The sequence below is a fragment of the Asinibacterium sp. OR53 genome, assembly GCF_000515315.1.
In the GTDB taxonomy this organism is placed as follows: Bacteria; Bacteroidota; Bacteroidia; order Chitinophagales; family Chitinophagaceae; genus Sediminibacterium.
This window is the reverse complement of the sequence record NZ_KI911562.1, coordinates 1,521,096-1,547,015: the sequence shown is the minus strand read 5'-3', so window position 1 is coordinate 1,547,015 and position 25,920 is coordinate 1,521,096. Positions and strand designations below refer to the sequence as shown.

The following is a 25,920-nucleotide window of genomic DNA, read 5'->3' as shown; positions in this document are numbered from 1 at the left end:
TATAAAAATAAATAAAACCCACTTTTATATCTAATTACATATAAAGTATAGATAATTACAGCGAATCCATACTGAAGTATTTGTTTGATTTTTAAGTAGTTTTAGCGCATTTGACGCCCATCATCTAAACCGCCTTCAAACAATTGCATCCAGTGAAACAATACTTATCGCGATCGCTTGCTTTTATCTTCATCCTATCACTCCATTCGGGCAAAACAGTTGCTCAAAAAGCAGCCAATCGTCCCAATGTAATCTTTATCCTGGCAGATGACCTCGGCTATGGCGATCTGGGTTGTTACGGGCAGCAATTGATCGCAACACCTCATATCGACCAGCTCGCCGCGTCCGGTATGCGGTTTACGCAGTTCTATTCGGGCACATCGGTATGCGCTCCTTCGCGCGCTTCATTAATGACCGGCCTGCATACAGGTCATACACCGATACGCGGCAACCGTGAAGTGAAGCCCGAAGGTCAGTGGCCTATTCCCGACAGTACCTATACCATGGCCGAAATGTTTAAAAAAGCCGGCTATATCACCGGTGATTTCGGCAAATGGGGGTTGGGTTATGTTGGCTCTGAAGGCGATCCAGTGAAACAGGGTTTTGATCGTTTCTTCGGATACAATTGCCAGGCGCAGGCGCACAATTATTTCCCGGATCATTTATGGGATAACGATACAAAAATCGATCTGCCCAATACACCCGGCAGGCAGCCTGCCTATGCCGGTGATCTTATACAACAAAAAGCCCTTTCTTTTATAGACGACAACAAGTCCCGCCCTTTCTTTCTCTATCTTTCTTATACATTGCCACATGCAGGCCTTCAACTGCCCGCAGGCGACAGTTTGTTTGAATGGTATAAGCACAAATTCAACGAGCAGCCTGTAACCATCAAAGCATGGAATGGAATTGGCTACCAGCCCCAGGCATACCCGCATGCAGCTTATGCGGCAATGGTAGCGAAGCTCGACAACTATGTGGGTGAAGTGATGGCGAAGCTGAAAGCCTTACACATTGACGAGAACACGCTGGTGATCTTCAGCAGCGATAACGGTCCGCATGCAGAAGGCGGCAACGATCCCATTTTCTTCAACAGTAGCGGTGGGTTCAGGGGCATCAAAAGAGACCTGTATGAAGGAGGAATGCGGGAACCTATGATCGCAAGATGGCCGGGGATGATCAAAGCAGGAGAAACATCCGGCTTCATAGGCGCTTTCTGGGATTTCTTCCCAACATTCGCGGCCCTGGCAGGCGTGCCGGTAAAACATAAGATAGATGGTATTTCGATTTTGCCAACACTGCTGAACAAAGGCCGCCAGCAACAGCATGAATACCTGTACTGGGAATTCCATGAGAACGGAGGCCGGCAGGCCATTCGGATGGGTAACTGGAAAGCAGTGAAGTATCGCGTAAAAGAAGATAAAAACGCCCGCTGGGAACTGTATGATCTTGCCGCCGATGCACATGAAACGCATGACATAGCAGCACAACATCCGAATCTGGTAAAAAAGATCAGCGGGTTGGCAAAGCATGCACACACGCATTCCACAATAGATGAATGGAATTTTTAGCATTATTATCATCAATAGCATATCTCATGAAACGACTTGTCATTTTTCAATCGAAAAGCAGCTTGTTTTTCCTGCTGCCTTTGTTTTTGTTGTGCAGCAGTTACCACCAGCCATTGCCAGGCACCGGCAAAGGGAATACACCTCCTAACATCATCATCATTTTGATGGATGATATGGGCTATGGCGACCTGGAATGTTATGGAGGTTTTCCTTATCACACGCCCCATATCAACCAATTTGCTGCGCAGGGCATGCGTTTCACTAATTATTATGCTGCCCAGGCTGTTTGCAGCGCTTCAAGGGCAGGCTTACTGACCGGTTGTTATCCCAATCGCCTAGGCATTTCAGGGGCATTGAATCCATGGAGTACCAAAGCGCTGAACCCTTCAGAAGAAACCATTGCAGAATTGCTGAAAGCCAAAGGATACAGAACAGGAATAATAGGAAAATGGCATCTGGGAGATAAAGAACCATTCCTCCCATTGCAGCAGGGATTTGATGAATTCCTCGGATTGCCTTATTCGAATGATATGTGGCCGATCAACTATGATGGCAAACCCATCACCGACACCACCGACTGGAAATCTAAATATCCGCCCTTGCCCTTATACGAAGGCAATAAAAAAATAAAGGCGATCAATACACTGGAAGACCAGTCGTTATTGACCACCCTCTATACAGAGCGGGCTGTGCAGTTCATCAAACAAAACAAACAACGCCCCTTCTTTTTGTACCTGGCACATGCCATGGTGCATGTTCCTATTGCTGCCTCTGCAAAATTCAGGGGTAAAAGCGGTGCCGGTCTGTTTGGAGATGTAATGGAAGAAGTGGACTGGTCCATCGGAACCGTTATGAAAACATTGGAAGAGCAAGGCCTCACCAAAAACACACTGGTTATTTTTACCAGTGATAATGGTCCCTGGCTCACTTTCGGTAATCATGCCGGCAATTCGGGCGCTCTGCGCGAAGGCAAAGGAACAGCATGGGATGGTGGTTTGAAAGTGCCTTGCATTATACGCTGGCCGGGCAAAATTGCAGCAGGCACCATCTGCAATAATATGGTAGCTGCCATGGACATATTGCCCACTGTGGTGAATATTTGCGGAGCCGGTAAGCCTGCTAAAAAGATCGACGGAGTAGATATTAAATCACTGCTCTTTCAACAGCAGGGAGCCGATCCTCGCGATGAGTTTGTTTATTATTACGACAACAACAGTCTTAAAGCCATCCGGAAAGGTCAATGGAAACTCACTTTCCCCTGCATATCACAGACCTACAAAAAATTATCTGCTATTGGCAACGATGGCTGGCCCGGTAAATACGCCAAAGATTCGGTGCAATTGGCTTTGTACGATCTGAGAACAGATCCGGGAGAAACACTCGATGTTCAGGAAAAGCACAAAGACATCGTAGCACAACTAAGTGCATTGGCCGATCAATACAGGAAAGAGTTGGGTGATGACCTTACTAAACAAACCGGTACAGGCGTGCGGCCCGCAGCAGTAGTAAAACGTGATACCAAGTGATAGGCCCCTAAATTTCTCCAAATTTACACAGTACTTTAGTGTTAAAATTGGCAGATGAAGTTATTGGTGGTAGAGGATGAACACACACTGCTGCAAAGTATCCTGGAATATTTTACGCAGGAAGAATTCCTTTGCGAAGGGTCTGCCACCTATGCCGACGCTCTTAATAAAATAGAAGATTTCAGTTACGACTGCATCATTCTCGATATCAACCTGCCAGATGGCAATGGTCTCCGCCTGCTGCAACACCTGCGCAGGCAAAAAAAACACGACGCCGTGATCATCATTTCTGCACGGGATTCCTTGCAGGATAAGATCACAGGGCTCGACTACGGGGCCGATGACTATATTACCAAACCCTTTCACCTCTCAGAACTCAACGCCAGGGTAAAAGCGCTGTTGCGCCGCAAATACGTGCATGGCAGCAATACACTGGAACTGGGCAACCTGCAAATAGAACTCTTTTCACGTACCGCCAGTTGCGGCCAGCAAAAATTATCGCTTACCAAAAGTGAGTTCGATCTGCTGGCTTACCTGATGAATAACCCGAACCGTGTAGTAAGCAGGCAGGCCATCGCAGAGCATATTTACGGAAACCAGTCTGACAATATGCCTTCTTTCGATTTTGTTTATTCGCAGATAAAGAACCTCAAAAGAAAGCTGAAAGAAAAAGGATGTGATGACCTGATACAAACCGTATACGGACTGGGCTATAAATTATCGTTATGAGCAAACCGTTGCTGCAAAGAAATACCCGCTACCTGCTCACATGGCTGCCTATTGTGTTGCTGTTCTGCTCTCTTTTATTTTACGTGATGTTGCTCATGCAGACGCATCACATGCAGGAAAAGCAACTGCTGCTTAAACAAGAAAATGTCTGGAAAACTTTTGTAGCCAAAAAGGGCAATATTGAAAAGCATATCATCGGAGAATACGACATCGTTGAAGCAACGCAGCCTGTTGCATTGAATGCATCCAGGGATACCCTCGTTTATTATGCCGATGAAAAGAAGTCTCTCCCTTTTGAGACCCTCACCGGTCGTATGCAGTGGAACAATACTTCTTATAACCTTACCACTTATGTTTCATCCACAGAAATATCCCACCTCATCATCAAAGTGTTCATTACGGAGGCATTTATTCTATTGCTGTTACTGATTGCCATTGTAATGCTGAACCGTAAAAGTTCAAAGTTGTTGTGGAAGCCATTTTTTTCTACCCTGCGGGCAGCAAACGATTATGATATCGCCCGCAACCAGCCGCTTGCATTAGCCACTCATACGGGTACAACCGAGTTCGACGAATTGAATGGGAGCATGACCAGCTTCGTCAATAATGCCAATACGGCTTATTTCAATCAGAAACAGTTCGTAGAAAATGCTTCGCATGAAATGCAAACGCCACTGGCCATCATCCGTTCAAAACTGGAATTGCTTATCAACCAACCCGGCCTAACAGAAAAGAGCGCCTCTATGCTGCAGGATATTACAGAAGCCAATGACCGCCTGAGCCAGATGAACCGCAACCTGCTTTTATTGTCCAAGATCGAGAACAACCAGTTTCCCGATGCCGGCCCCATAGATGTATCGCAAGTGCTCCGTCATTTACTGAATAGCTTCCAGGAGCATTATGAATATTTTCCGGCGCTCACCTGCAACATTGAAGACCATGTTGTATTACAGGCAAACAGATCATTGATAGAAATACTCCTCTCCAATCTTGTCAACAATGCCATCATACACAATAAAGAGAATGGAGAAATGAATGTTATCCTTTCATCATCCCATCTCCTCATACAAAACACAGGGCCCAAACCGGATATTGATCCGATGGAACTGTTTGAGCGATTCAAAAAAGGGTCTTATCAAACGAAAACAACGGGACTGGGACTGTCGCTGGTGAAACAGATCGTGTTGTTGTACCAGTATCAAATCAGTTACCAGTACCTGGATGGATGGCACACGATAAAAGTAACTTTTCGGTAAATCAGGCGTCTAAATTTCTCCAAAATCCTGCAATAGCTTTACGTTTCGTTTAAATCACCCGGTTCAATGAATAAGAGATACCGCATGATATATGGATTAGTACCTGTTTTCACTTCGTTGATCTGTTCCGGTGTTGCAGCACAAAAAACTGCCGACACCCTTTTACACCTGAAAGATGCCGTGCAGATGGCGGAGAGCAGATACCACCTCTTAGCGGCAGGACGCTATGAAACAGAGGCTGCCACACAAAATGTAGCCGTTACCAAATACAGCAGGTTGCCTTCTATCGATGCCACCTACCAGGCCGGCTTTGCTACAGCCAACAACCTCATTGGTGTATTTTACCCCAATGGTCTAGTGCCCATGACAGGTCCGCCTTCTGCAAACAATAATTATAGTCCCGCTACGGGCAGCGCCGCCAGCGTTTTATTGAACTGGCAGGCATCTACATTTGGAGAACGCAATGCCAAAATCAATCTTTCCGCGGCCGAAGCACGCAGCCAGGAAGCCAATTACAAGCAGAACTTATTCAACCACACCATCAATGTCATCAGCAAATACCTCGATGTATTGCTGGCGCAGGACATGGTAGCTATACACCTGCACAACATTGAAAGAGTGCAGGCCAGCCTGCAGCAAAGCCGGGTATTGGCGCATACCGGCATCAAGCCGGGCGTGGATACCGCACTTTTCTTATCGGAACTTTCCAAAGCGAAAGTTGACCGGCTAAATGCGCAAAAACAATTAGAGACACAACAATGGTTACTGGCGCAACTTATCGTAACAGACACGTTGCCGGTACCGGCAGATATCGGTTTCCTGGATCGGCTCCCCCCATCCTTTTCGGGAACCGATTCCGCTTTTTCCAATCACCCGCTCATTCAATATGCACAGAGCCAGGTATTGCTGAACAATTCAAAAGAAGCAGTGCTGAAAAAATCGTACTTGCCCAAACTGAATGTGTGGGGCACTGCGTTTGCACGGGGGTCAGGCTTCCTGGCAGATGGTTCCGTTAAAACCTGGGACGGACTGGGCCTCAGCCGTTATAATTATGGCGCCGGGCTGCAACTGGCTTTCCCCATTATGAAGTATGGTGAAGTGAAGCGGCAATTACAGCAGCAAAACTTACTTACCAAAGCCGCCGAAGAAAGATTGATGGAAAATAAATCGGCGCTCTCTACCCGTCAACACATTGCCAATACTACTTTCCAGAACAGCCTGGCGGTAGCTGCCGAAACAACAGAGCAGCACAAATCGAGCCTGTATGCTTTCAATGCCATGCAGGTGCGGTACAATACCGGGCTGGTGAACTTTGCCGATCTGATACAATCGCAATACAATCTTTTAAAAGCAGAACTGGATGTTAAACAAGCTTATTGGGATGCCTGGAAAGCCTTATTACTACAGGCTGCGGTAAAAGGAGATCTGTCTATTTTTTTAAATGAAACCAGGTAATACATGCTTCGTCTCATACAATTTGCACTTCGTAAGCCTGTTACCATCATCGTGCTGGTATTCGGCGTGATGTTGTTTTCCACTCTGGCTATTCGCAAATCGGCTATCGATATTTTCCCGGCGGTCAATGCACCTACTATTTATGTAGCGCAAACTTATGGCGGGTTATCGCCCCAGCAGATGGAAGGTTTCATTACTTCTTATTATGAATACCACTTTCTTTATATCACCGGCATCAAAGCGGTAGAAAGTAAATCGATCCAGGGTTTATCACTGATCAAATTACAGTTCCACGAAGGCACCAATATGGCAGCGGCGATGGCTGAAGTAGTTTCTTATGCCACGCGTGCCCGCTCATTCATGCCGCCGGGTACATTTCCTCCGTTTATCATGCGGTATGATGCCGGGTCTGTGCCGGTTGGTCAGCTCGTTTTCAGCAGCAGCACCCGTTCACTGAATGAGATACAGGACCTGGCGCTGTTCAAAGTACGGCCGATGTTTGCTTCCCTTTCCGGGGTATCTGCTCCTCCGCCCTTTGGTGGCAACCAACGGACCATTGTAGTGAAAGCCGATCCCGACAGGTTAAGGAGTTATAATATTACGGCAGACGAACTGGTTACTGCCATTGCAAAAAACAACCCCATCCTCCCTGCCGGTAATATCCGTGTAGCCGATAAAGCCATCATCACTGCTTCAAACAGTGTGGCAGATAATTTCAAGGAACTCGAAAATGTAACTGTGAGGGATGTCAATGGTACACCTATACTGGTGAGGGACCTGGCCAGTGTTGATAATAGCGCAGATATTACCGCAGGGTATGCACTCATCAATGGCAAACGTTCCGTGTACATACCGGTTACCAAAAGAGCCGATGCCTCTACCTGGGATGTGGTACAATCTATCAAGAAAGCCATGCCCGACATGCAGGCCGCGATACCCGGCGATATCAAAGTGTCGTACGAATTCGACCAATCGGGCTATGTGGTCAACTCTTTGCGAAGCCTTTTGTTTGAAGGGTTGTTGGGCGCTTTGTTAACCGGGTTAATGGTGTGGCTGTTCCTGAAAGACCTGCGCAGCGCTTTTATTGTCATCATCAACATTCCACTGGCGCTGCTTACTTCGGTCGTATGCCTTTACCTCACCGGACAAACCATTAATATCATGACCCTTGGTGGTCTCGCGCTGGCAGTAGGTATTTTGGTAGACGAGTCCACGGTAACTATTGAAAACATTCATCACCACGTGGAGATGGGCAAGTCCAGGTCGCGGGCCATATGGGACGCCTGCGGAGAGATAGCCATACCCAAATTGTTGATATTGTTCAGCATACTGGCCGTGTTTGTACCCGCCCTGTTCATGTCGGGCGTGCCCAGGTCAATGTTTATGCCGCTTTCCATGGCAGTAGCTTTTGCTATGATCGCTTCATTCTTGTTATCGCAAACACTGGTACCGGTATTAGCTAACTGGATCATGAAAGCCGGCCATGCAGCAGCAGGTGATGGTTTGTTTGAAAAATTAAAGCAACGCCTTGTATCTGGTATTCAAAAAACAAATGTAATTGTTGTCCCTCTTGTGATCATCGTTTTATTGTTACTCGCATTTATTGGTTACAGGAATGCAGGAACGGAGATCTTCCCTAAAGTAGATGCCGGACAAATGCAGGTACGGTTAAGGATGCCCGTTGGTACAAGAATTGAACGGACAGAAGACGCAACGAAAAAAGTATTGAACATCATCGATAGCCTGGCTGGCAAGAAAAACGTATCTATTACATCGGCTTTTGTAGGACTGCAAGGACAATCGTATGCCATCAATCCCATCTTCCTCTATACAAGCGGCCCGCATGAATCTGTGATCAAAGTAAACCTTGTTCAGCATGCAAACATCAGCATTGAAACACTGAAAGAACAATTGCGCGCTGCCGTTACTAAAACCGATCCCGGCATATTGCTTTCTTTCGAACCGGCCGACCTTGTTGACCAGGTTATGAGTATGGGCGCCAATAACCCGGTTGAAATAGTAGTGCAGGGAAAAAACATACAACAGAGCAGGGATATTGCTGACAAACTCAAACAATCACTGCATACGGTTCCTTACCTGCGCGATGTGCAGGTATCGCAGCCGCTCGATTATCCAACCATACAAATCAATTACGACAGGCTCAGGCTGGGCCAGATGGGCTTGAACCTGGAGCAGGCCGGCAGATCGGTGACCGAAGGTTCCTCATCCAGCCGCCTGGTACAACCTGTGTACTGGCTCGATAAATCGTCCGGCAACTCTTACCAGGTGCAGGTAGAATATCCGCAGCTGGCCATGAACAGCCCGGAACAAGTGGAACAGATACCCGTGGGAAAAACAGGCGATCGCAATATTTACCTGAGAGATATTGCCGATTGGAAAAAAGGAAACTCCATTGGCGAATATGATCGCATCAACCAGCAACGTTTCATTACACTCACAGCAAATATCTACAAAGAAGACCTGGGCAATACCATCAAAGAAGTAAATGGCGCGATTAAAAAATTGGGAGAATTGCCGCAGGGTGTAAAAGTCTATCTCCGCGGGCAGTCCGACATATTAACGCAAATCAATACTGAATTATCTACCGGCCTGTTGCTGGCAGTTGTGGTGATTTGCCTGATGCTCACCGCTTATTTCCAGTCTTTCAGAACAGCATTGGTGGTACTGTCTGTTCTTCCCGGCGTACTGGCCGGTTCATTATTACTGTTATGGCTCACGGGTAATACGGTGAACATACAGTCGTTCATGGGAGCCATCATGGCAATAGGTGTGGCCGTATCGAACGCCATCCTCCTGGTATCAAAGGCCGAGCAACTGCGCCAACTGCCCGATCGCAGTATGAGTGTGGGAGCACAGGCTGCATTCAACCGCTTCCGTCCGATTATCATGACCAGCATTGCAATGATTGCCGGTATGTTGCCCATGTCACTGGGATTGGGCGATACCGGTAAACAAACTGCTCCATTGGGTATTGCAGTAGTAGGAGGATTATTGTTCAGCGTTTTCACCAGCCTTTGGTTGGTACCCATTGTATACGATCGATTGACCGGCCGTAAAAAACCGGTTCCTGTATCACTTGATCCCAACGACGAAAATTCCATTCATTATGACAAGCGTAAATAAACATACTATAGGAATGAAATACCTTATTCCCGCTGTTTTGTTGAGCGCGGCGACGGCCTGTAACCAGCCACAGGAAGCAGCCGGCATACCTAAAGAAGGTGCCAAAACCGATACGGTAAAAGTGCTGGTACTCTCCTTGGATTCTGCAAAAAAAACCATTTCGCTGCCCGGCGAATTATTACCTTATGAAAACGCGCAGGTAAGATCTAAAATACAAGGATATGTACGCCAGCTTTCTGTAGACATTGGCTCCAAAGTAAATAAAGGACAGGTGCTGGCATTGATCGATGCACCGGAAATAAACACCCGTGTGCTTGAACTGAATGAAAAAGTGAAAGCGGCGATGGCCCGTTATCATGCCAGCAAAGATTATTTCGATCGCATTGCACTTGCTTCTAAATCAGATGGTGTAATAGCTCCGCTGGAACTGGAAAGGATCAAAAACCAAATGATGGCCGACAGCTCCGAATACAATGCAGCAGTGTTGGCGGCAAAGTCTTACCGGCAGGTGGGCAATTACCTGGCCATCATTGCTCCCTATAGCGGCACCATCACCAAAAGGAATGTAGTAGTAGGCTCGTTCGTAGGCAATCCTGCCGACAAGCCCCTATTTGAATTGGAAAACAATGGCAAATTAAGATTACAGGTAGCGGTTCCAGAAGTGTACACCAACGCTGCATTATTCAACAATACAGGAGAGCTGACCACCCGTTCTTTACCCGATAAAAAATTCAAAGCCGCACTCGTGCGCAAATCGGGTAGCATTAGCAGCGATACACGCAGCGAATTATGGGAGTTTGAAATACCCAACACCACAGGAGAACTCAAAGCAGGTGGCTATGCCGATGTGAAGCTTCAATTCATAAGAAGCGGCCGGTCATTGACAGCACCTGTATCTGCGATTGTTACTACACAGGAAAGAAAATTTGTTATCAAAGTAACAGGCAATACTGTTCACTGGATAGATGTAAGGGCCGGCTTCAACATGGGCGACAAACAGGAACTCTTCGGCGATATAAAAGCCGGTGATACCCTGGTTGTAAAAGCCAATGAAGAACTGAAAGATGGCACAAAGATCATTGCCAGGTTGTAATTCTTTTACAGCGATTTAAGGTATTCCACCAGGTCTTGTTTTTCTGCCGCGGGAAGCGCATCAGCATCTACTTTCAGGCCTACGGCCAATGCAGTTTTAGGACTTACCCCCGGTCCATATCCGCCATTATTCCCGCCCGCAATTGCCTTGTCAATATGAAGCAATCCACTCCAAAAATCCTCATCACCAAAAGTATCATGTCGGAAATTTTCTTTTCCGTCGGCAATCGTTTGGGGATTTGTCAGATCCACCGGGGGCTTTTCGTCCATATTTTTCCTGCACTGTGCAAATCCAACCAGCGCGGAAAATGCCAAAACCACAACAGTTCCTTTCCTGTATTTCATAAACAAACAGATTATAACCTAATCAATTCACTGTTATTTTTCCTTTCATCACAACATGGATGCTGCAATAATAATCTGCCGACGAAACAGCTTCCATTTTCCAGGATGCACCTGGTTGCAAAACAGAAGAGGACCATGCTTTTTTCGATTGTTCCGTTACATCGTGTGCCACCAGGTCGTGATTCACAAACAGGATGCTATCTCCTTTGTCCACTGTAATAGTTGCCGGCGAAAATTTCATCTGGGCAATTTCAACGGTATAGGTCTTGTGACCTTTTACTGATGGACTTGAGCAGGAAACTGCCAGCAATATTGCGGTTAACAATATGATCGTTTTCATTTACTGATCATTTTTTGAACCATCTCGGCATGCGCCAAATGCGTTTTCAATACCGGCACCACACTTTCCAGGAGCGCTTTCAGTTCTGCATTCGTGGATTGCGGAACCAAAACATTTTCAACTGCATTGATCACTGCCTTATGATAGGCCACTTCGTTATCAACATAAGCTTTGTCAAAAGCAGCGCCTTTATGGCTTTTCAGTTTCTCCTTTGTTTTCGAAGCGTCTTCTAAAAGTTTCTTTGTGAGGTCGTTTGTTTTAGGTGTTACTTTCAGTTTTGTTACAAGGGCCACGGCCTGATCGATGACGCCTTTGTGATCGCGTGACATGGTCTTCGCAAAATTTAACACTTCTGCATTTTTCGAACGCGACAGAGCGATCTGTGCAAAATCGATATCGATCTGATTAGCTGTAACGGCTACAGAAGCTATCTCCGGATCGGATAATTTGTTGCTTTGCTGTGCCATGGCTCCCGAAGCAAGGAATAATACATATCCTGTCAGCAACAGTTTGCTGAAATGCTGTTTCATTGTTTTCATGTTCTTGATTTTGGTGGTGAATACTTATTTGAGTGAACAGAAAACAAAAGGTTACAATAATGTGCTGCTAAATTTCTACGGTTATCGCATCCTGGCCGAAACCCAGGTGCTGAAGATGATGCAGTATCTGATCCATCATAGGTGGTGGACCACATACATAAAAGCGATCTGACGTGCCAGTTGCATATTCTCCTATCAGTGATTCGGTTATAAAACCTGATCTGTATCCGCCACCCATTTCGTTGGATAAAACATGAACAATATTGTTTCCAAGGAAGCTGCCGAGTTCTTTTTCCAGGATGATGTCTTCACTGGCTTTATTAGCAAACAGCAGCCTGTTGCCATCCAGTTGCTCATCCTTCGCCAATTGGCGAAAAATTGATATAAATGGCGTGATGCCTGCACCTCCGGCCATGAACAGCCCCTTGCCTTTATAGTTGATCGCTCCCCAGGACTCCCCGATGATCAGGGAATCACCAGGTTGCACATTCCACATTTCTTTGGTTACACCTTCATGCGAAGGATAACTCTTGATGATGAATTCGAGGTATTCGTCCGATGGAAGGCATGTAAATGTAAATGGCCTTGTTTTCTGCTCCCACCCCTTTTTGTTGATGGCCACTTCGGTAGCCTGACCAGGAATAAATGAATAGCCTGCTGGCTTTTCGGTCCTGATCTCTATCACATCATGCGTAAGCTTTTTTGTTTGTATAATGGTAACTATATATGATTCCATGGTGCTCTTTGATTTTACTTTATATATGACAAAAACTCTTTTCTTATTTCTTCGTTCCGGAACCTTCCTTCGAATGCAGCAGTAACGGTACTGCTTTGGGTGTCCTGCACACCCCTGGACGCTACACATAAATGGGCAGCATCTATGACTACTGCCACGTCCTTGGTATTAAGAATGCGCTGGAGCTCCCTTCCGATCTGTACCGTGAGTTTTTCCTGTACCTGCGGGCGGCGGGAATAATATTGTATGATCCTGTTCAACTTAGACAGCCCGATTACCTTACCCGATGATATATAAGCAACATGTGCTTTACCCATAAAGGGCACAAAATGATGTTCACAATAAGAATAAAGGGTAATATTTTTCTCCACCAGCATTTGATTGTACCTGTATTTATTATCAAACAAAGTCACAGCCGGTTTGTTCTTCGGGTTCATACCGCTGAAGACCTCATTTACATACATCTTGGCAACCCGTACAGGCGTATGTTGGAGACTGTCGTCTTCAAGGTCGAGTCCGAGTGTATGCATAATGCTTCTGAAGTGCCTGGCGATGATCTCTATTTTTTCCTCATCTGTTTTGTCAAACGCATCGGGTCTTATGGTAAGTTCATAACTAATATCTTCCTTGCTCTCTCCCGGCATCACTGTAATGCCGTTTAGCAATAGGTGGTCCGTTGTTTCATGCAGGTCGTTTGCTATTCCATTAAATGTCATGTAAATGGGTTTTGATATGAAAGATGTTTTCTCTAGCATTTGATTTCCTGCAAATCAAAAGGTTACAAAAAATAGGCAGTAATTTTGTAACCTTATTTGTTCATTTTACTCTAATCTATCATCCATTCTCATTAGTATCCTCAGTCATGAAAAATGAAGACCTGTTGCTGTTTGTTGGAATATCAGATAATGAATTGGTTACCAGGATCGTACAAGGGGAGACCCATCTCTACGAAGTGATCATCCGGCGGTACAACCAACGGCTGTACCGGATTGGGATATCGATCATTGATGATGAATCGGAGGTTGAAGATGCCATGCAGACGGCCTATATCAATGCCTATGAAAACATTGGAAAGTTTGGCTTCAGGGCGGGTTTTTCAACTTGGCTTACACGTATATTGATCAACGAATGCATTCATCGGCTCAAACAAAGAGGGAAATCCATTGCTTTGAGCGATAGCGACATGGAGATCGCTTTACATCAACAACATATCAATCATATTCAAACCCCTGCGCATTCTGCTATGAATACAGAACTGGCCTCTATCCTTAACGATGCGATCCGTAAGCTGCCGGAGATATACCGGACGGTATTTGTGATGCGGGAGATTGAAGACCTTAATGTTGCCGAAACCATGGATTGTTTAAACATCAGTGAGGTCAACGTTAAAGTTCGTTTCAACCGCGCAAAAGTAATGCTCCGCGAGTTTCTTTCGGGCTATTATAAAAAAGAAGATATCCTTCACTTTCACCTGAGCAAGTGCGACAGGATCGTTAATGCAGTGATGACGGAAATAGCAAAACATAAAAATCTCAAGGATACGTCCATATAAAACGGGCTTTATTTCCCCATTGAGATGTATCCGTTGAACTGGATGGCTTGCCGGTTATTGCTGGTAGCTTGTACCGAAGCGCTGCCATTTGTGAATACAGTGAGGTTCAATTGCTGATTATCGTCTACATCGTTGGGTTTGATGATGATGTTCCAGCCGCCTTTTTTGCGTTCTTCTATTTTGTAATCAAATTTTACAGACGTGAACTGAACACCGCCTCCCATTAAATTAAGCGGTGCTGAGTAAGCTCTTCCAAAATAAGGCAGATAAGCCACTACACTGTCTCCCGCAACACAGAGATCATAACCGGGTGTCAACATCCGCATGCTTCCCCGCATGGGTAATGCCGTTTCGGCTATGAACGTAAATCGCCTATCCTGTATTTTCTTTTTTATAAGCGCCTCTTTTGCAGCCTGTTTTTCCTGTTTCGATTGCTGTGCAGAAACCTGGCTGGCAAAGGGAATGGTCATTATCAGCAACCATACAATAGCCCTTACAATATGGCGAGACATAATAGTAGAATTTGAATGATCTCCTATAAAATTACAAAAACAATGCAAGATCACATACAGCTTCTTTCGCACTCAATGATGATGCATTTCCGGGCTGGATCCTTTCTTCAATATAAATTCACTGTGTAACAGGTAGGCTCCGCTGACCACTACTTTATCGCCTGGTTTTAGTCCGTCGGTGATCTCAACCCTGTCGGCATTTTCTGCACCCAGGCTTACTTCCCGCGGTTCGAATTGCTCATCGCTTACTGCTACCCATACATGATTGGTTTGCCCATTGCGTATTACAGCATCAACAGGCAATACCATGTCTTTTTTGCCGCTGCTGCGCTGCGCGATGACGAGGGCCTGCATACCGGGCTGCCATCTTCCACCCTTATTTTCAATGGCGCCACGCACCTGCAATAACTGCGTTCCGGCCGGTAAAGCCGGTTGTGTAAAATTGATTTTTACCTGTTGAGGCTCCTGCTCAAAACCAGGTATGATTACCTGCACATTTTCGCCCGGCTTAATGAGTGAAGCTTCGCCGGGATACAGGTCTGCTTCCACCCATAACTGTGCATAGTTTTCCAGTTGCATGATCATGCCTCCTTCGGCAACATATTGTCCTTGTGTAATATCCAGTGTTGACACGGCACCCGATGCCGGGGCGGTATAAAGGATGTATGGATGTGTTTGCCTGGTTTGCACCAACTTGTCTATATCATTGGCCGACTGTCCATACAATAACAGCTTTTGCATGGCTGCTTCCGTCATTTTTGCAAAACGGTTGTTATTGGGAAAAGCAGTTGCCTGCGCGCTCGCTACCAGCAATTCTTGTTGCAACGTAAGCAATTGTTCTGAATAGATCTCATAAAGCGGCTGCCCCTTTGTAACACGTACACCAGTTTCTTTCACGAATAATTTTTCTATTCTCCCGGCCACCCGGCTGCTGATGACTGTTGTTTGTTGCGGATCTACCACCAGCCGGCCGTTCAATCTGATGGCATCATTGAAAGTAGCAGATCCTATTTCGGCCACCTGTATATTGGCCAGGGTTTGCTGCGTTTTATTAAGTGTTAGTGAGGGGGTCTGGTTATTCTTATCGAAGAGCACCAGGTCCATCCCGCAAATAGGACAAGTGCCCGGCCGGTGTTGTTTGATCTGGGGATGCATAGAGCAGGTATAGATAGGCTGCTCAACAGTTGTAGCAGCGGGCTGTTCTTTTTTTTCCTTGCAGGATTCAAAAACAAAAAGCGGGAACAACACTATGAATAAGAGAACAAATTTTTTCATGGGGTTTGTTTTTGTGTTTGAGGTATGAAGCCTTCACTGTCTACCAAATAATAAGCATTGGCAGCAACCTGCCAGTTGCCGATCTCGTCCAGCACTTCTATTTGTCCATCTGCCTTTATACCCGTTTGAATGTATACAGGCGTAAATACCGGTCCTTCTTTTTTGAACAAGACCATTTGATGATTCCCCATATCCAACACTCCTTCCTGTGGCAGCCAGTAATGCGATCCGGTGACGATGGTCATTTCAGCGGTAAGCTGCTGACCGGGCTTAAAATTCCTTGGCACCTGGTACACCCTTGCTTGTGTGAAATTTTGTCCCGATGCCAATACAGGCCGCACCAAACCGATCTTTCCCGTATAACTGAGATTGGGATTGCTGCTCGGGTAATAGGATAACTCTTTCCCTTTTGCAATAGAGGCAGACTGAGCAGGACTAAAAGAAAAGTCTGCTACCAATGACTGGTTGGTATAAATGGTAAACAGTGTTTGCCCCGCTGTAACGTACTGCCCTTCACGGGTAGCGATGACTGAATTGGCAGGTGCAGACTGCTCCAGTATGTATCCGCTGGCATTAGCATATACCGGTATGCTGTAAACGGGATTACCTGTTCGGGCGATGGTTTCTATCTGTGCTTCTGTCATGCCCAGTAATCGCAGTCGTTGCCTGGCAGAGTTAACGAGCTGATCTTCTCCATTTGTTCTTACCAGCAAAATCAGTTCTCTCTGGGCAGCTACCAGGTCGGGCGAATAAATGGTTAATACCAGTTGTCCCTTTTGTACAGGCTGGTAATTGTACTTGACATATAATTTCTCAATCCTTCCACCGACCCTTGCAGAAAGACTGGTGTTTTCCCTGGTATCATATCCTGCCACACCTTGCACTTTCACTGTAATTGCTTTACTGGTTTTAGATGGTGTGAGCACCAGCACTTTGGAAAGCACTTCTTCGTTTACAGGCCTGATCAAATGCGAGATACCGGTATCTGCAGTAGTGGAACGCATGGCTGTATGCGCATGGTGTTCGTGGCCCTTGATATCAGTAGGTTGTTTGCAGGCAAATGCCAGCAGCATCCAACCTGGTATCATGTATTTATTGATATTCTTCTTTTTCATGGTTGACGATCATTTGATACAATTTCAATTTTTCATCCAATACATTCATCCGCATCATAATCAACGATTCCCAATCGCTCAATACAGTAGTAACAGTTTGCTTATTTTCTTCGTAAGACTGGAAATCGGCATCGAACACTTTTTGCAAAGAAGGGATGATCCTGTTTTCAAAATTGTTGATCCGTTGCTGCGTTGCAATGATCTCGTATTGCATGCCGATCAACATGCTATGTGTTTCATTCAGCATGGCTTCTCTTTCTTTTTGCATGGACGCCACATTGTATTGCATGGCCCTGGTTTCCTGTTTATACATTTTGCTGCTCCATGGCACAATGGGAATAGATACCATTCCCATGACACTGAAAGCCTGTGGCATCATACCCGCCAAAGGCGACATGTGATCGAACTGTATTTTGAAATTAGGCCTCTTTTCCAGCTCCATGCTCCGGATATTCAATTTCAGGCTATTGATCGCGGCATCCATCTGTACAATGTCTTTTCGTTTGCCTGCAAGCAAAGCGGTATCATGCAACTGCTCCTTGTATTCAGGAATATCCGTTGTATCAATACTGAACATATAATCCCCGGGCTGGTTCATCAGGCCGTTGAGCCAGGCCCTGCTCTTCGCAATTTCGCTTTCGAACATTTTTACCATGTTCCGGTTCTCTTCTATTCTTGCATCGGCTTTGAAAATGCTGCTGAGTTGTGACTGATTATACGGATATCTCACTTCTTCCATCTTTTTCATCACCAGTATCAACCGCTCTGTTTCGCCCGCCACTTTGATCTTTTCCGTATTCACCAACCAGGTATAGTACAAACTTTTTGCCCTGGCCCTGAAATCATTCAGCGTAATATCCCTGCCAGCATTAGCAATGGCACCCTGTGAAGCGATGTATTCTTTTTTTGCTTTCAGCTTAGCGGCATTGGGTATCTCCTGTTCTATGCGCAACATCAGCTGTCCCTTATCGCGGGGTTCCATCACCGATTGCAAAGGATAGGGCGTCATGAAAGTACCGGCACCCACCATCGGCGCCATCCAGGTCGTAGCTGCTTCTGCGCTGGACGCATAAGCCTGCGCTTTCAATGCATAAGATTGCAGGCGTATATTTTGTTTGTCGATGCGTTGCAGGATGCTGTCGAGCGTTAATACCGGCGCCTGCTGTGCGCGGGAGAACAAGGGCAATGCCGTGGCAGCAGCCAATATATATTTAGTGATTCGTTGCATATACTTCGAGTTTACCGTATTTGCGCAATTCATATTCTTTGGTGAGTAAAAAGATCAATGGTGTTACCAGCAAGATGTGTGTTGATGAAGTAAGTACACCGCCGATCATGGGTAGCACAATGGGTTTCATTACATCGGTGCCCACGCCTGTAGCCCATATTACCGGCACCAGTCCGAACAGTGATACACAAACCGTCATGAGTTTGGGCCGGAGACGTTTGGCGGCGCCCATGATCACATACTCCTTCAGGTCGGCCCGCGTAATTGATTCACTGCTGTTGCCTTTTGCTTTGATCAACTGATTCATAGCATCATTCAGGTAGATGACCATTACAATACCTGTTTCCACTGCAATACCAAACAACGCGATGAACCCTACCGCAACGGCAACAGACAAGTGCACCTGGTAGAGGTATATAGCATAAGCGCCGCCGATCAGAGCAAAGGGCACGGTGATGAGGCTGAGGAATGCTTCGCGGATAGAATGAAAGGCAAAATAGAGTGAAAGAAAAATCACCACCAGTACAATCGGGGCGATCCATAACAATGTTCGCTGGCCGCGGATCAGGTTCTCATACTGTCCGCTCCATTCCAGGAAATACCCTTCGGGCAGAATATCTTTCGATGCATTGATCTTTTGGATGGCTTCCTGCACAGTGCTACCCAGATCACGTTCGCGTACATTGAACAGCACGGCGCCACGGAGCAATGCGTTTTCTGAACTGATCATGGGCGGGCCTTCTTCCAATGCCACATCCGCTACTTCACCCAATGCTATGGTGCCTGCAGAAGGACTCATCAATGGTATGCGCTTGATGCGTTCGAGACTGTTACGATAATCCTGTGCCAGCCTTACGCTGATATTGAATCGCTGTCTTCCTTCAATGGTTTGTGCTACCGGCGCCCCGCCAATAGCCGATTCCACCGTTTGGTTTACATCGCCTACATTCAGTCCATACCGGCTCAAGGCTTCGCGGTTTATATGTATGGTGAGGTACTTGCCTCCTGTAATGGGCTCTACATACAGATCCTGAATACCCGGCGTTCCTTCCAATACTTTTTTTACCCGTTCACTTACCGAAGCGATCGTATCCAGTTTTTGTCCGAATACTTTGATGCCCACATCGGTACGGATACCGGTGGACAACATATTGATGCGGTTGATGATGGGCTGTGTCCACCCGTTCACCACACCGGGGATTTGCAACTTGTTATCTAATTCATTGATGATATCTTTTTTCGTGATGCCTTTGCGCCACGCCGTCTTTGGCTTGAGTACAATGATGGTCTCTATCATGCTGATGGGTGAGTTGTCTGTAGCAGTGCTGGCCCTTCCTGCTTTGCCCAGCACCTTATCCACTTCCGGAACCGATTTGATCAGTTTGTCCTGCACCTGTAAAATGCGTTTGATCTCTGTGTTACTCACATCGGGCAATGTAACCGGCATGAACAGGATGCTTTGTTCATCGAGCGGCGGCATGAATTCAGAACCCAGGCTTTTAAGCAGGGGAATAGTGATAACCAATGCAATGATATTGATGGCGATAGTGGTTTTGCGCCATTTCAATACCCAACGGATGATGGGCGTGTACACTTTTTCCAGTAAGCGGTTCACCGGGTTCTTGTGTTCCGGCCTGAACTTGCCCTTCATGAAAAAAGAGATGAGCACTGGCGCCAATGTGATCACCAGTAATGCATCCACGATCATGATGAAGGTCTTGGTAAAAGCCAGCGGATGGAACAGTTTGCCTTCCTGTCCGGTGAGCATGAATACCGGAAGAAAAGAAGTGATGATGATAACGGTGGCAAAGAAAACGCCCCGGCTTACCTGCTTGCTGCTTTGCTCAATGGTAGCCATCCTTTCTTCTTCGCTGATCCAGCTTTCTTTTTTCCGGAATAGGTTAATTCGTTTTTTCATGATGGGTACATTAAGATTGTGCAGATGATTGCTTTTGCCAGGCTTCGTATTTCTCTGCCAGGTGTTTATAAGCGTTTTCACTCATGATGATGCCGTTATCTACGATCACTCCAATAGCGAGTGCAATACCGGTGAGCGACATGATATTAGAGCTGATACCAAAAGCATTGAGCAGGATAAAACTGGCGGCCAGTGTGATGGGTATCTGTATGATGATGCTGAGCGCACTCCTCCAGTGAAACAGGAACAACAATACCACCAACGATACCACGATCATCTCTTCTATCAATGTTCGCTTTACGCTGTCTACCGATTCTTTGATCAGCTCTCCGCGATCGTAAATAATATCGAACTTCACGCCCGGTGGCAGGCCTTTGGCAACTTCTTTCATTTTTGCTTTCACTTTGTCGATCACAGCTGCGGCATTCTCTCCGTATCGCATCACCACAATACCGCCTACCCGTTCTCCTTCTCCGTTCTGATCGAAAATACCCAGCCGGCTTTCACCTGTCATTTGTACCGAGGCGAGGTCCGACACACGTACGGGTATGCCATTTTGATTCGTGACCGCCAGGTTCTCTATTTCCTGTGTGGAGCGCAGGTAACCATCTGTTTTAATGATATAACCCATATCACTCATCTCGAATTTCCTTCCACCGCTTTCATTGTTGTTCGATTTAACGGCATTGATCACATCGGAAATGCGTAGTTTGTAATAGAGGAGCTTATCGGGGTTAACCGTTACCTGGTATTGCTTTTGGAAGCCGCCGAAAGAAGCGATCTCGCTAACGCCCGATACATTCTGCAACGCGAATTTTACATACCAGTCCTGCAACGCACGCTGCTCGCCCAGATCCATACCAGGCGCATCGAGCGTGTACCAGAGTACATGCCCCACGCCTGTTCCATCCGGACCCAGTTGTGGTGTTACGCCCTGCGGCAGGGAACGGCTTACGGTGCTGAGTCTTTCCAGCACCCGTTCGCGCGCCCAATAGATGTCTACATTGTCTTCGAAGATCACATAGATGAAACTCATGCCGAACATGGAGCTCGCACGCACATATTTGATGCGGGGCAATCCCTGCAGGTTGGTTACCAACGGATAAGTAACCTGGTCTTCGATCAGTTGCGGCGCCCGGCCCATCCACTCCGTGAAAACGATCACCTGGTTTTCAGACAGGTCGGGAATGGCATCGATGGGATTTTTCTTCACAGAAAAATAGCCCCATACAAACAAACCGGCCGAGAGCAACAGCACAATAAAGCGGTTGCGTAAACTCCATTCAATGATGCGATGTACCATAGCGTTGGCTTAATGTTTTTGAAACTTCATCCTGAGTTCGTCATCCTGAGCGAGCGTAGCGAGTCGAAGCACGTCATTCTGAGCGAGCGTAGCGAGTCGAAGCACGTCATTCTGAGCGAGCGTAGCGAGTCGAAGGAGCCGCTGTAATTTCAGGCAGATCCCTCGACTGCGCTCGGGATGACGACGCAAAAAGCCCTCGGGATGACGGAAGAACGTTTTACTTGCTCTTTTTAGCAGTCTTCTTACGATCATATTGGCAACAGTCGGGCAGTTGATTGTATGATTTATCATCTGCAGTAAACTTTTCCGTATCGTATCCAACACCTGCGATCTTTTTCTGGATAGCGTCCATGCTGACTTTGGAAGCATCATAGGTTACCGACATGATCTTGGTGTCTTTGTTCCAGCTGGCTTTACTAACGCCATCTACAGCAGCCGCTTTATCGATGCGCTTTTTGCACATCTCGCAATTGCCATACACTTTAAAGGTTTCTGTTTTAGACTGGGCGAATACCGCCATAGCGAATACGCTGAACGCTGCTGCGAGCAGTACTTTGATCTTTTTCATGTTTATCGTTTTAATAAATAAAGAATAATGTATTGATTGATTTGATCGTCATCCCGAGCGCAGCCGAGGCATCTGACCGAGTGTTCAGCAGCTCCTTCGACTCGCTCCGCTCGCTCAGGATGACGTGCTTCGACTCGCTGCGCCCGCTCAGGATGACGGCCACAAATGCCTATAGCCGGGCATGTAGTAATGCCTGGCTCTAATAACCATTACGAAATCAAATTCTGAAATTGCTGTTCAGCAAATAGATGGGCTGAACAATGCCTCGGGGAGGGGCATGGGAAACAGGGTAAGCAACCACCGCACTGAACAAATGTTCAGCAAGTTGAAAAGTCCATTGTACCGGCAATGCAACACTGGCAGCTTGCAATGCTGTATAAGCTTGTTCTGCCAGCTTCTGGTCGTTGACCTGCGTTAGTTTCTTTTGCTCGTCGCGGCAGCAGTTGTTTTTCTTACCGGCCTTCTTCTTCATACCGCAGGAAGAACACTTGTCCGACTGCGAATGGTGCCAGATACCCGCTTCCACCAGCTTGCCCATGCAGTAATGCAACTGCACAGTAGCCCCGGAAGCAGAAACCAGGTAGAAAACAGATATTATGGCTACGATGAACTTCTTCACAAGGCAAAGCTATCATTATTTTTTACAATCAGTATGTCAATCCTTTTATAAAATTCCCATTCGGATTTATATAATATCTGCCTGTTAGCCAGATCAATAAGGTATCCGGGAGCAACAGGTATTAGATAACACTATTTTCTAAATTGAGGTGCTACTTTGCCGCATTCGGTCAGTTTCCTATAATCCCTTACCTTTGCAGCCCAAATTTCAAGCATTAAAAACATCAAAATGGCAAGTGTTACGCGCGAGAACATTGGTTTGCTGAACGATAAGCTGACCGTGAACCTGAGCAAAGAAGATTATTATAGCGGCTTTGAACAGAGCCTGAAGAAATATGCCAAAACCGCCAATATCCCTGGATTCCGCAAAGGAATGGTGCCGGCCGGACTGGTAAAGAAAATGTATGGTCAGAGTGTATTTACCGATGAAGTACTGCGCAGCGTGGAGAAAGAACTGAACGCTTATCTCGGCAAAGAGCAACTGGAGATCTTCGCCCAGCCTCTGCCGCTCGACAATGATGCCCGTGCACTGGACATGAACAACCCTTCTGACTATGCATTTGCTTTTGAGATCGGTCTGAAACCCGCGTTTGACCTGGATGTGACGAAAATAAAAGTTACCCGTTACAATGTTACCGTGACCGATGAAATGGTACAGGAAGAGATCGAGCGCCAGCAGGTGCGCAACGGTAAAATGACCGAACCCGAAGAAGTAACCGGTGATGACAATGTATTGAATGTAAAATTTGTTGAAAGCGATAAAGACGGCAATCCTGTAGAAGGTGGCATCAACAAAGACAACTCTTTGCTGGTGAAATACTTTAAGGAAAACTTCCGCAAAAAGCTGACTGGCAAAAAGAAAGGCGACTTTGTTGTACTGCAGCCTTCCAAAGCTTTTGAAGACAAAGAAAAAGAAGCCATCCTGGCCGACCTGGGTCTGACCAATGAAGATGGTGATAAATATTTCAAACTGGAAATCACCAAAGTTGGACTGGTAGAGAAATCTGAACTCAATGAAGAATTCTTCCTGGCCGCTTTCCCTAACAAAGAGATCAAAACAGAAGAAGAGTTTCGTGCAGAAGTGAAAAAAGAGATTGAAGCTTATTATGCACAGCAATCACGTAACCAGATACACGACCAGATCTACCACCACCTGGTAGACCACACCACCATGGAGTTCCCCGAGAGCTTCCTGAAACGCTGGTTGCAAAACGGTGGCGAACAGCCCAAAACTGCCGAAGAGGCAGAGCAGGACTATCCTACTTTCGCCAACCAGTTGAAATGGACCCTGGTAAGCAGCAAAGTAATCCAGGACAATAAAATTGAAGTGTTACCCGATGATATCCGCGACTTCGCTAAACAGCAACTGTTCAGCTATATGGGCGGTCAGCTGACCGCTTTGGGCGACAGCCAGCAATGGGTAGAAGACTACGCCAACCGTATGATGCAGGACAGGAAGTTCGTGGAAGACAGCTACCATCGCATCAGCACAGAAAAGATGTTCAGCCTGCTGGAAAGCCAGGTAAGCGCCAAAGAAGAAGCCATTAGTGCCGAAGCTTTTGCCGAGAAACTGCACCACCATCACCACTAACCTGGTAATGGGTTGATAACGATAAACGGGAAACCGGGCCTGAAGGCCCGGTTTTTTCATACGAGGGACTGACTGATTGTCGCAATTCATCCTTTGCACAATATTTGTCGGTCATAAATCACTTATCTTCAAAGCGAAAATTAGCTAAATATGAACCTTGGAAAAGAATTTGAGCAATACGCGGTAAAACACAGGGGCATCAGCAGCGGTACCCTGCACAATTACCAACAACACCACGTGACCAACCTCACACCTTATATTATTGAAGAAAGGCCCTTGAATGTGGCCAGCATGGATGTATTCAGCCGGTTGATGATGGACCGCATCATTTTCCTTGGTGAAGGCATCAACGATTATGTAGCCAATATCGTTACCGCACAATTGCTGTTCCTGGAAAGTACCGACAGAAGCAGGGATATCCAGATGTACATCAACAGTCCCGGTGGCAGCGTTTATGCAGGACTCGGCATTTACGATACCATGCAATTCATTGGTCCGGATGTAGCAACCATCTGTACTGGCATGGCCGCGAGCATGGGACAGGTATTGCTTTGCGCAGGTGTTAAAGGCAAGCGCACTGCGCTCAAACACAGTCGCATTATGATGCACCAGCCCAGCGGCGCTATCGGCGGACAAGCTTCCGATATCGAGATCACTGCGCGTGAGATCAAAAAAGTAAAGCAGGAACTCTATGCCATCACTGCGCATCACACCGGCAAAACACCGGAGATCATTGCCAAAGACAGCGATCGTGATTTCTGGATGACCGCAGAAGATGCCAAAGCTTATGGACTGGTAGACGAAGTATTGCTCACCAATCCGAGGAAAGAAAGGAAAGACTAATCATTAGCAAAACATCAATACAATATCATTATGACGCATACAAAATACATTGTGAACCCTTTCAGAATGGATGAGGAAGAAGAGAACGAACCGAAGAATGGTAAAGAAGAGCATGGTTTCATGGCGAAGAAAATGGAGAAGCTGTTTTTTGAAAAAAGAGCGGTTTATCTCTGGGGCGTGGTAGACGATAAATCGGCCAAAGATATAGTAGGCAAACTGTTGTTGCTGGATGCCGACAAACCCGGCGAAGAGATCAAGTTTTATATCAACAGCCCGGGTGGCAGTGTTACCAGCGGCATGGTTATGTACGATACCATCAGATTGATACAAAGCCCTGTTTCTACCATTTGTATGGGGCTTGCGGCCAGTATGGGCTCTATTCTGCTAAGCGCGGGCGCCAAAGGCAAAAGATATATTTATCCGCATGGCGAAGTGATGATCCACCAGCCCAGCCTCGGTGGTTATTACCAGGCTACCAGCGCCGATATTGAGATCCAGGCCGAACAAATGCGCAAAACCAAGGAGATCGGCGCCAAAATATTGGCCGAGAACTGTGGTAAAAAGGTAGACCAGATCATGCGTGATTTCGACCGCGACTACTGGATGAATGCCAAGGAAGCCGTGGCTTATGGTATAGTAGACGCTGTTTTATAGCGCCTTTTAG

24 protein-coding genes are annotated in these 25,920 nt (G+C 46.4%); 11 read left to right on the top strand and 13 right to left on the bottom strand.

The window, feature by feature from the left end:
• The first annotated feature begins 152 nt into the window (after positions 1 to 152).
• From SEDOR53_RS17325 to SEDOR53_RS17315, 7 genes are all read left to right on the top strand, one after another.
• On the top strand, positions 153 to 1,571 hold the full coding sequence (locus SEDOR53_RS17325) for an arylsulfatase (RefSeq protein ID WP_084220394.1): 1,419 nt from the start codon (positions 153 to 155) through the stop codon (positions 1,569 to 1,571).
• Between the two features lie 26 nt (positions 1,572 to 1,597).
• A complete protein-coding gene (locus SEDOR53_RS17320) occupies positions 1,598 to 3,097 on the top strand; it encodes a sulfatase (RefSeq protein ID WP_037360728.1) in 1,500 nt (499 codons plus the stop codon).
• 54 nt (positions 3,098 to 3,151) lie between these two features.
• Positions 3,152 to 3,826 carry a response regulator transcription factor gene (locus tag SEDOR53_RS0106980; protein WP_026769084.1) on the top strand — a complete coding sequence of 225 codons (675 nt, stop codon included), beginning with the start codon at positions 3,152 to 3,154 and terminating at the stop codon, positions 3,824 to 3,826.
• A complete protein-coding gene (locus tag SEDOR53_RS0106975; protein ID WP_026769083.1) occupies positions 3,823 to 5,082 on the top strand; it encodes a sensor histidine kinase KdpD in 1,260 nt (419 codons plus the stop codon). Before SEDOR53_RS0106980 ends, SEDOR53_RS0106975 begins: the two co-directional genes overlap by 4 nt.
• Positions 5,083 to 5,148: 66 nt before the next feature.
• Complete coding sequence (locus tag SEDOR53_RS0106970) at positions 5,149 to 6,537, top strand: TolC family protein (RefSeq protein ID WP_026769082.1); 1,389 nt, start codon at positions 5,149 to 5,151, stop codon at positions 6,535 to 6,537.
• Positions 6,538 to 6,540: 3 nt separating this feature from the next.
• A complete protein-coding gene (locus tag SEDOR53_RS0106965) occupies positions 6,541 to 9,681 on the top strand; it encodes an efflux RND transporter permease subunit (protein ID WP_026769081.1) in 3,141 nt (1,046 codons plus the stop codon).
• Positions 9,682 to 9,694: 13 nt separating this feature from the next.
• Positions 9,695 to 10,774: an efflux RND transporter periplasmic adaptor subunit gene (locus SEDOR53_RS17315; protein ID WP_198018831.1), complete on the top strand. Its 1,080-nt coding sequence runs from the start codon at positions 9,695 to 9,697 to the stop codon at positions 10,772 to 10,774.
• A 5-nt stretch (positions 10,775 to 10,779) separates the two neighbouring features.
• Here SEDOR53_RS17315 and SEDOR53_RS0106955 read toward each other — a convergent pair whose 3' ends face one another.
• The 5 genes from SEDOR53_RS0106955 to folE all read right to left on the bottom strand — a co-directional run bounded on the left by SEDOR53_RS0106955 (position 10,780) and on the right by folE (position 13,449).
• Complete coding sequence (locus tag SEDOR53_RS0106955) at positions 10,780 to 11,118, bottom strand: hypothetical protein (RefSeq protein WP_026769080.1); 339 nt, start codon at positions 11,116 to 11,118, stop codon at positions 10,780 to 10,782.
• A 22-nt stretch (positions 11,119 to 11,140) separates the two neighbouring features.
• Positions 11,141 to 11,458: a plastocyanin/azurin family copper-binding protein gene (locus tag SEDOR53_RS0106950; protein ID WP_026769079.1), complete on the bottom strand. Its 318-nt coding sequence runs from the start codon at positions 11,456 to 11,458 to the stop codon at positions 11,141 to 11,143.
• Positions 11,455 to 11,997 (bottom strand): DUF4142 domain-containing protein, encoded by a 543-nt coding sequence (locus SEDOR53_RS0106945; protein ID WP_026769078.1) that lies wholly within the window; start codon positions 11,995 to 11,997, stop codon positions 11,455 to 11,457. The genes SEDOR53_RS0106950 and SEDOR53_RS0106945 overlap by 4 nt, the downstream gene beginning before the upstream one ends.
• 67 nt (positions 11,998 to 12,064) lie before the next feature.
• Complete coding sequence (locus SEDOR53_RS0106940) at positions 12,065 to 12,733, bottom strand: flavodoxin reductase (protein ID WP_026769077.1); 669 nt, start codon at positions 12,731 to 12,733, stop codon at positions 12,065 to 12,067.
• Between the two features lie 14 nt (positions 12,734 to 12,747).
• The gene (gene folE / locus SEDOR53_RS0106935) at positions 12,748 to 13,449 is read right to left on the bottom strand and encodes a GTP cyclohydrolase I FolE (RefSeq protein WP_026769076.1); all 702 of its coding nucleotides are present in this window, start codon (positions 13,447 to 13,449) and stop codon (positions 12,748 to 12,750) included.
• 146 nt (positions 13,450 to 13,595) lie between these two features.
• Between folE and SEDOR53_RS17310 the strand changes: the two genes are divergently transcribed.
• Complete coding sequence (locus tag SEDOR53_RS17310; RefSeq protein WP_051416532.1) at positions 13,596 to 14,285, top strand: RNA polymerase sigma factor; 690 nt, start codon at positions 13,596 to 13,598, stop codon at positions 14,283 to 14,285.
• A gap of 8 nt (positions 14,286 to 14,293) precedes the next feature.
• Here SEDOR53_RS17310 and SEDOR53_RS0106925 read toward each other — a convergent pair whose 3' ends face one another.
• The 8 genes from SEDOR53_RS0106925 to SEDOR53_RS18515 form a co-directional block, all read right to left on the bottom strand.
• Positions 14,294 to 14,797, bottom strand: a complete 504-nt coding sequence (locus SEDOR53_RS0106925; RefSeq protein ID WP_157576726.1) for a DUF4251 domain-containing protein — start codon at positions 14,795 to 14,797, stop codon at positions 14,294 to 14,296.
• A gap of 72 nt (positions 14,798 to 14,869) precedes the next feature.
• Positions 14,870 to 16,072 carry an efflux RND transporter periplasmic adaptor subunit gene (locus SEDOR53_RS0106920; RefSeq protein ID WP_026769074.1) on the bottom strand — a complete coding sequence of 401 codons (1,203 nt, stop codon included), beginning with the start codon at positions 16,070 to 16,072 and terminating at the stop codon, positions 14,870 to 14,872.
• Positions 16,069 to 17,187 (bottom strand): efflux RND transporter periplasmic adaptor subunit, encoded by a 1,119-nt coding sequence (locus tag SEDOR53_RS0106915; RefSeq protein ID WP_026769073.1) that lies wholly within the window; start codon positions 17,185 to 17,187, stop codon positions 16,069 to 16,071. Before SEDOR53_RS0106915 ends, SEDOR53_RS0106920 begins: the two co-directional genes overlap by 4 nt.
• On the bottom strand, positions 17,165 to 18,415 hold the full coding sequence (locus SEDOR53_RS0106910) for a TolC family protein (RefSeq protein ID WP_037360723.1): 1,251 nt from the start codon (positions 18,413 to 18,415) through the stop codon (positions 17,165 to 17,167). Before SEDOR53_RS0106910 ends, SEDOR53_RS0106915 begins: the two co-directional genes overlap by 23 nt.
• Complete coding sequence (locus SEDOR53_RS19370; protein ID WP_026769071.1) at positions 18,399 to 20,333, bottom strand: efflux RND transporter permease subunit; 1,935 nt, start codon at positions 20,331 to 20,333, stop codon at positions 18,399 to 18,401. The genes SEDOR53_RS0106910 and SEDOR53_RS19370 overlap by 17 nt, the downstream gene beginning before the upstream one ends.
• A 10-nt stretch (positions 20,334 to 20,343) precedes the next feature.
• Positions 20,344 to 21,636: an efflux RND transporter permease subunit gene (locus tag SEDOR53_RS19365; RefSeq protein ID WP_026769070.1), complete on the bottom strand. Its 1,293-nt coding sequence runs from the start codon at positions 21,634 to 21,636 to the stop codon at positions 20,344 to 20,346.
• 217 nt (positions 21,637 to 21,853) lie between these two features.
• The gene (locus SEDOR53_RS0106895; protein WP_026769069.1) at positions 21,854 to 22,204 is read right to left on the bottom strand and encodes a heavy-metal-associated domain-containing protein; all 351 of its coding nucleotides are present in this window, start codon (positions 22,202 to 22,204) and stop codon (positions 21,854 to 21,856) included.
• A 217-nt stretch (positions 22,205 to 22,421) separates the two neighbouring features.
• Positions 22,422 to 22,823 (bottom strand): hypothetical protein, encoded by a 402-nt coding sequence (locus SEDOR53_RS18515; protein ID WP_051416531.1) that lies wholly within the window; start codon positions 22,821 to 22,823, stop codon positions 22,422 to 22,424.
• 228 nt (positions 22,824 to 23,051) lie between these two features.
• On the opposite strand from SEDOR53_RS18515, the gene tig reads away from it, so the two are divergent.
• The 3 genes from tig (at position 23,052) to SEDOR53_RS0106875 (ending at position 25,910) form a co-directional block, all read left to right on the top strand.
• Positions 23,052 to 24,413, top strand: a complete 1,362-nt coding sequence (gene tig, locus SEDOR53_RS0106885; protein ID WP_026769068.1) for a trigger factor — start codon at positions 23,052 to 23,054, stop codon at positions 24,411 to 24,413.
• Positions 24,414 to 24,563: 150 nt separating this feature from the next.
• On the top strand, positions 24,564 to 25,256 hold the full coding sequence (locus SEDOR53_RS0106880; protein WP_026769067.1) for a ClpP family protease: 693 nt from the start codon (positions 24,564 to 24,566) through the stop codon (positions 25,254 to 25,256).
• Between the two features lie 30 nt (positions 25,257 to 25,286).
• Positions 25,287 to 25,910, top strand: coding sequence for a ClpP family protease (locus tag SEDOR53_RS0106875; protein WP_232214732.1), 624 nt, complete (start codon positions 25,287 to 25,289; stop codon positions 25,908 to 25,910).
• Positions 25,911 to 25,920 lie beyond the last annotated feature (10 nt).

Bases quoted from the DNA above. Each gene is read 5' to 3' on its own strand.
- SEDOR53_RS17320 (WP_037360728.1), top strand. From the start codon at position 1,598: ATGAAACGACTTGTCATTTTTCAATCGAAAAGCAGCTTGTTTTTCCTG.
- SEDOR53_RS0106980 (WP_026769084.1), top strand. From the start codon at position 3,152: ATGAAGTTATTGGTGGTAGAGGATGAACACACACTGCTGCAAAGTATC.
- SEDOR53_RS0106975 (WP_026769083.1), top strand. From the start codon at position 3,823: ATGAGCAAACCGTTGCTGCAAAGAAATACCCGCTACCTGCTCACATGG.
- SEDOR53_RS0106970 (WP_026769082.1), top strand. From the start codon at position 5,149: ATGAATAAGAGATACCGCATGATATATGGATTAGTACCTGTTTTCACT.
- SEDOR53_RS0106965 (WP_026769081.1), top strand. From the start codon at position 6,541: ATGCTTCGTCTCATACAATTTGCACTTCGTAAGCCTGTTACCATCATC.
- SEDOR53_RS17315 (WP_198018831.1), top strand. From the start codon at position 9,695: ATGAAATACCTTATTCCCGCTGTTTTGTTGAGCGCGGCGACGGCCTGT.
- SEDOR53_RS0106955 (WP_026769080.1), bottom strand. From the start codon at position 11,118: ATGAAATACAGGAAAGGAACTGTTGTGGTTTTGGCATTTTCCGCGCTG.
- SEDOR53_RS0106950 (WP_026769079.1), bottom strand. From the start codon at position 11,458: ATGAAAACGATCATATTGTTAACCGCAATATTGCTGGCAGTTTCCTGC.
- SEDOR53_RS0106945 (WP_026769078.1), bottom strand. From the start codon at position 11,997: ATGAAAACAATGAAACAGCATTTCAGCAAACTGTTGCTGACAGGATAT.
- SEDOR53_RS0106940 (WP_026769077.1), bottom strand. From the start codon at position 12,733: ATGGAATCATATATAGTTACCATTATACAAACAAAAAAGCTTACGCAT.
- folE (WP_026769076.1), bottom strand. From the start codon at position 13,449: ATGACATTTAATGGAATAGCAAACGACCTGCATGAAACAACGGACCAC.
- SEDOR53_RS17310 (WP_051416532.1), top strand. From the start codon at position 13,596: ATGAAAAATGAAGACCTGTTGCTGTTTGTTGGAATATCAGATAATGAA.
- SEDOR53_RS0106925 (WP_157576726.1), bottom strand. From the start codon at position 14,797: ATGTCTCGCCATATTGTAAGGGCTATTGTATGGTTGCTGATAATGACC.
- SEDOR53_RS0106920 (WP_026769074.1), bottom strand. From the start codon at position 16,072: ATGAAAAAATTTGTTCTCTTATTCATAGTGTTGTTCCCGCTTTTTGTT.
- SEDOR53_RS0106915 (WP_026769073.1), bottom strand. From the start codon at position 17,187: ATGAAAAAGAAGAATATCAATAAATACATGATACCAGGTTGGATGCTG.
- SEDOR53_RS0106910 (WP_037360723.1), bottom strand. From the start codon at position 18,415: ATGCAACGAATCACTAAATATATATTGGCTGCTGCCACGGCATTGCCC.
- SEDOR53_RS19370 (WP_026769071.1), bottom strand. From the start codon at position 20,333: ATGAAAAAACGAATTAACCTATTCCGGAAAAAAGAAAGCTGGATCAGC.
- SEDOR53_RS19365 (WP_026769070.1), bottom strand. From the start codon at position 21,636: ATGGTACATCGCATCATTGAATGGAGTTTACGCAACCGCTTTATTGTG.
- SEDOR53_RS0106895 (WP_026769069.1), bottom strand. From the start codon at position 22,204: ATGAAAAAGATCAAAGTACTGCTCGCAGCAGCGTTCAGCGTATTCGCT.
- tig (WP_026769068.1), top strand. From the start codon at position 23,052: ATGGCAAGTGTTACGCGCGAGAACATTGGTTTGCTGAACGATAAGCTG.
- SEDOR53_RS0106880 (WP_026769067.1), top strand. From the start codon at position 24,564: ATGAACCTTGGAAAAGAATTTGAGCAATACGCGGTAAAACACAGGGGC.
- SEDOR53_RS0106875 (WP_232214732.1), top strand. From the start codon at position 25,287: ATGACGCATACAAAATACATTGTGAACCCTTTCAGAATGGATGAGGAA.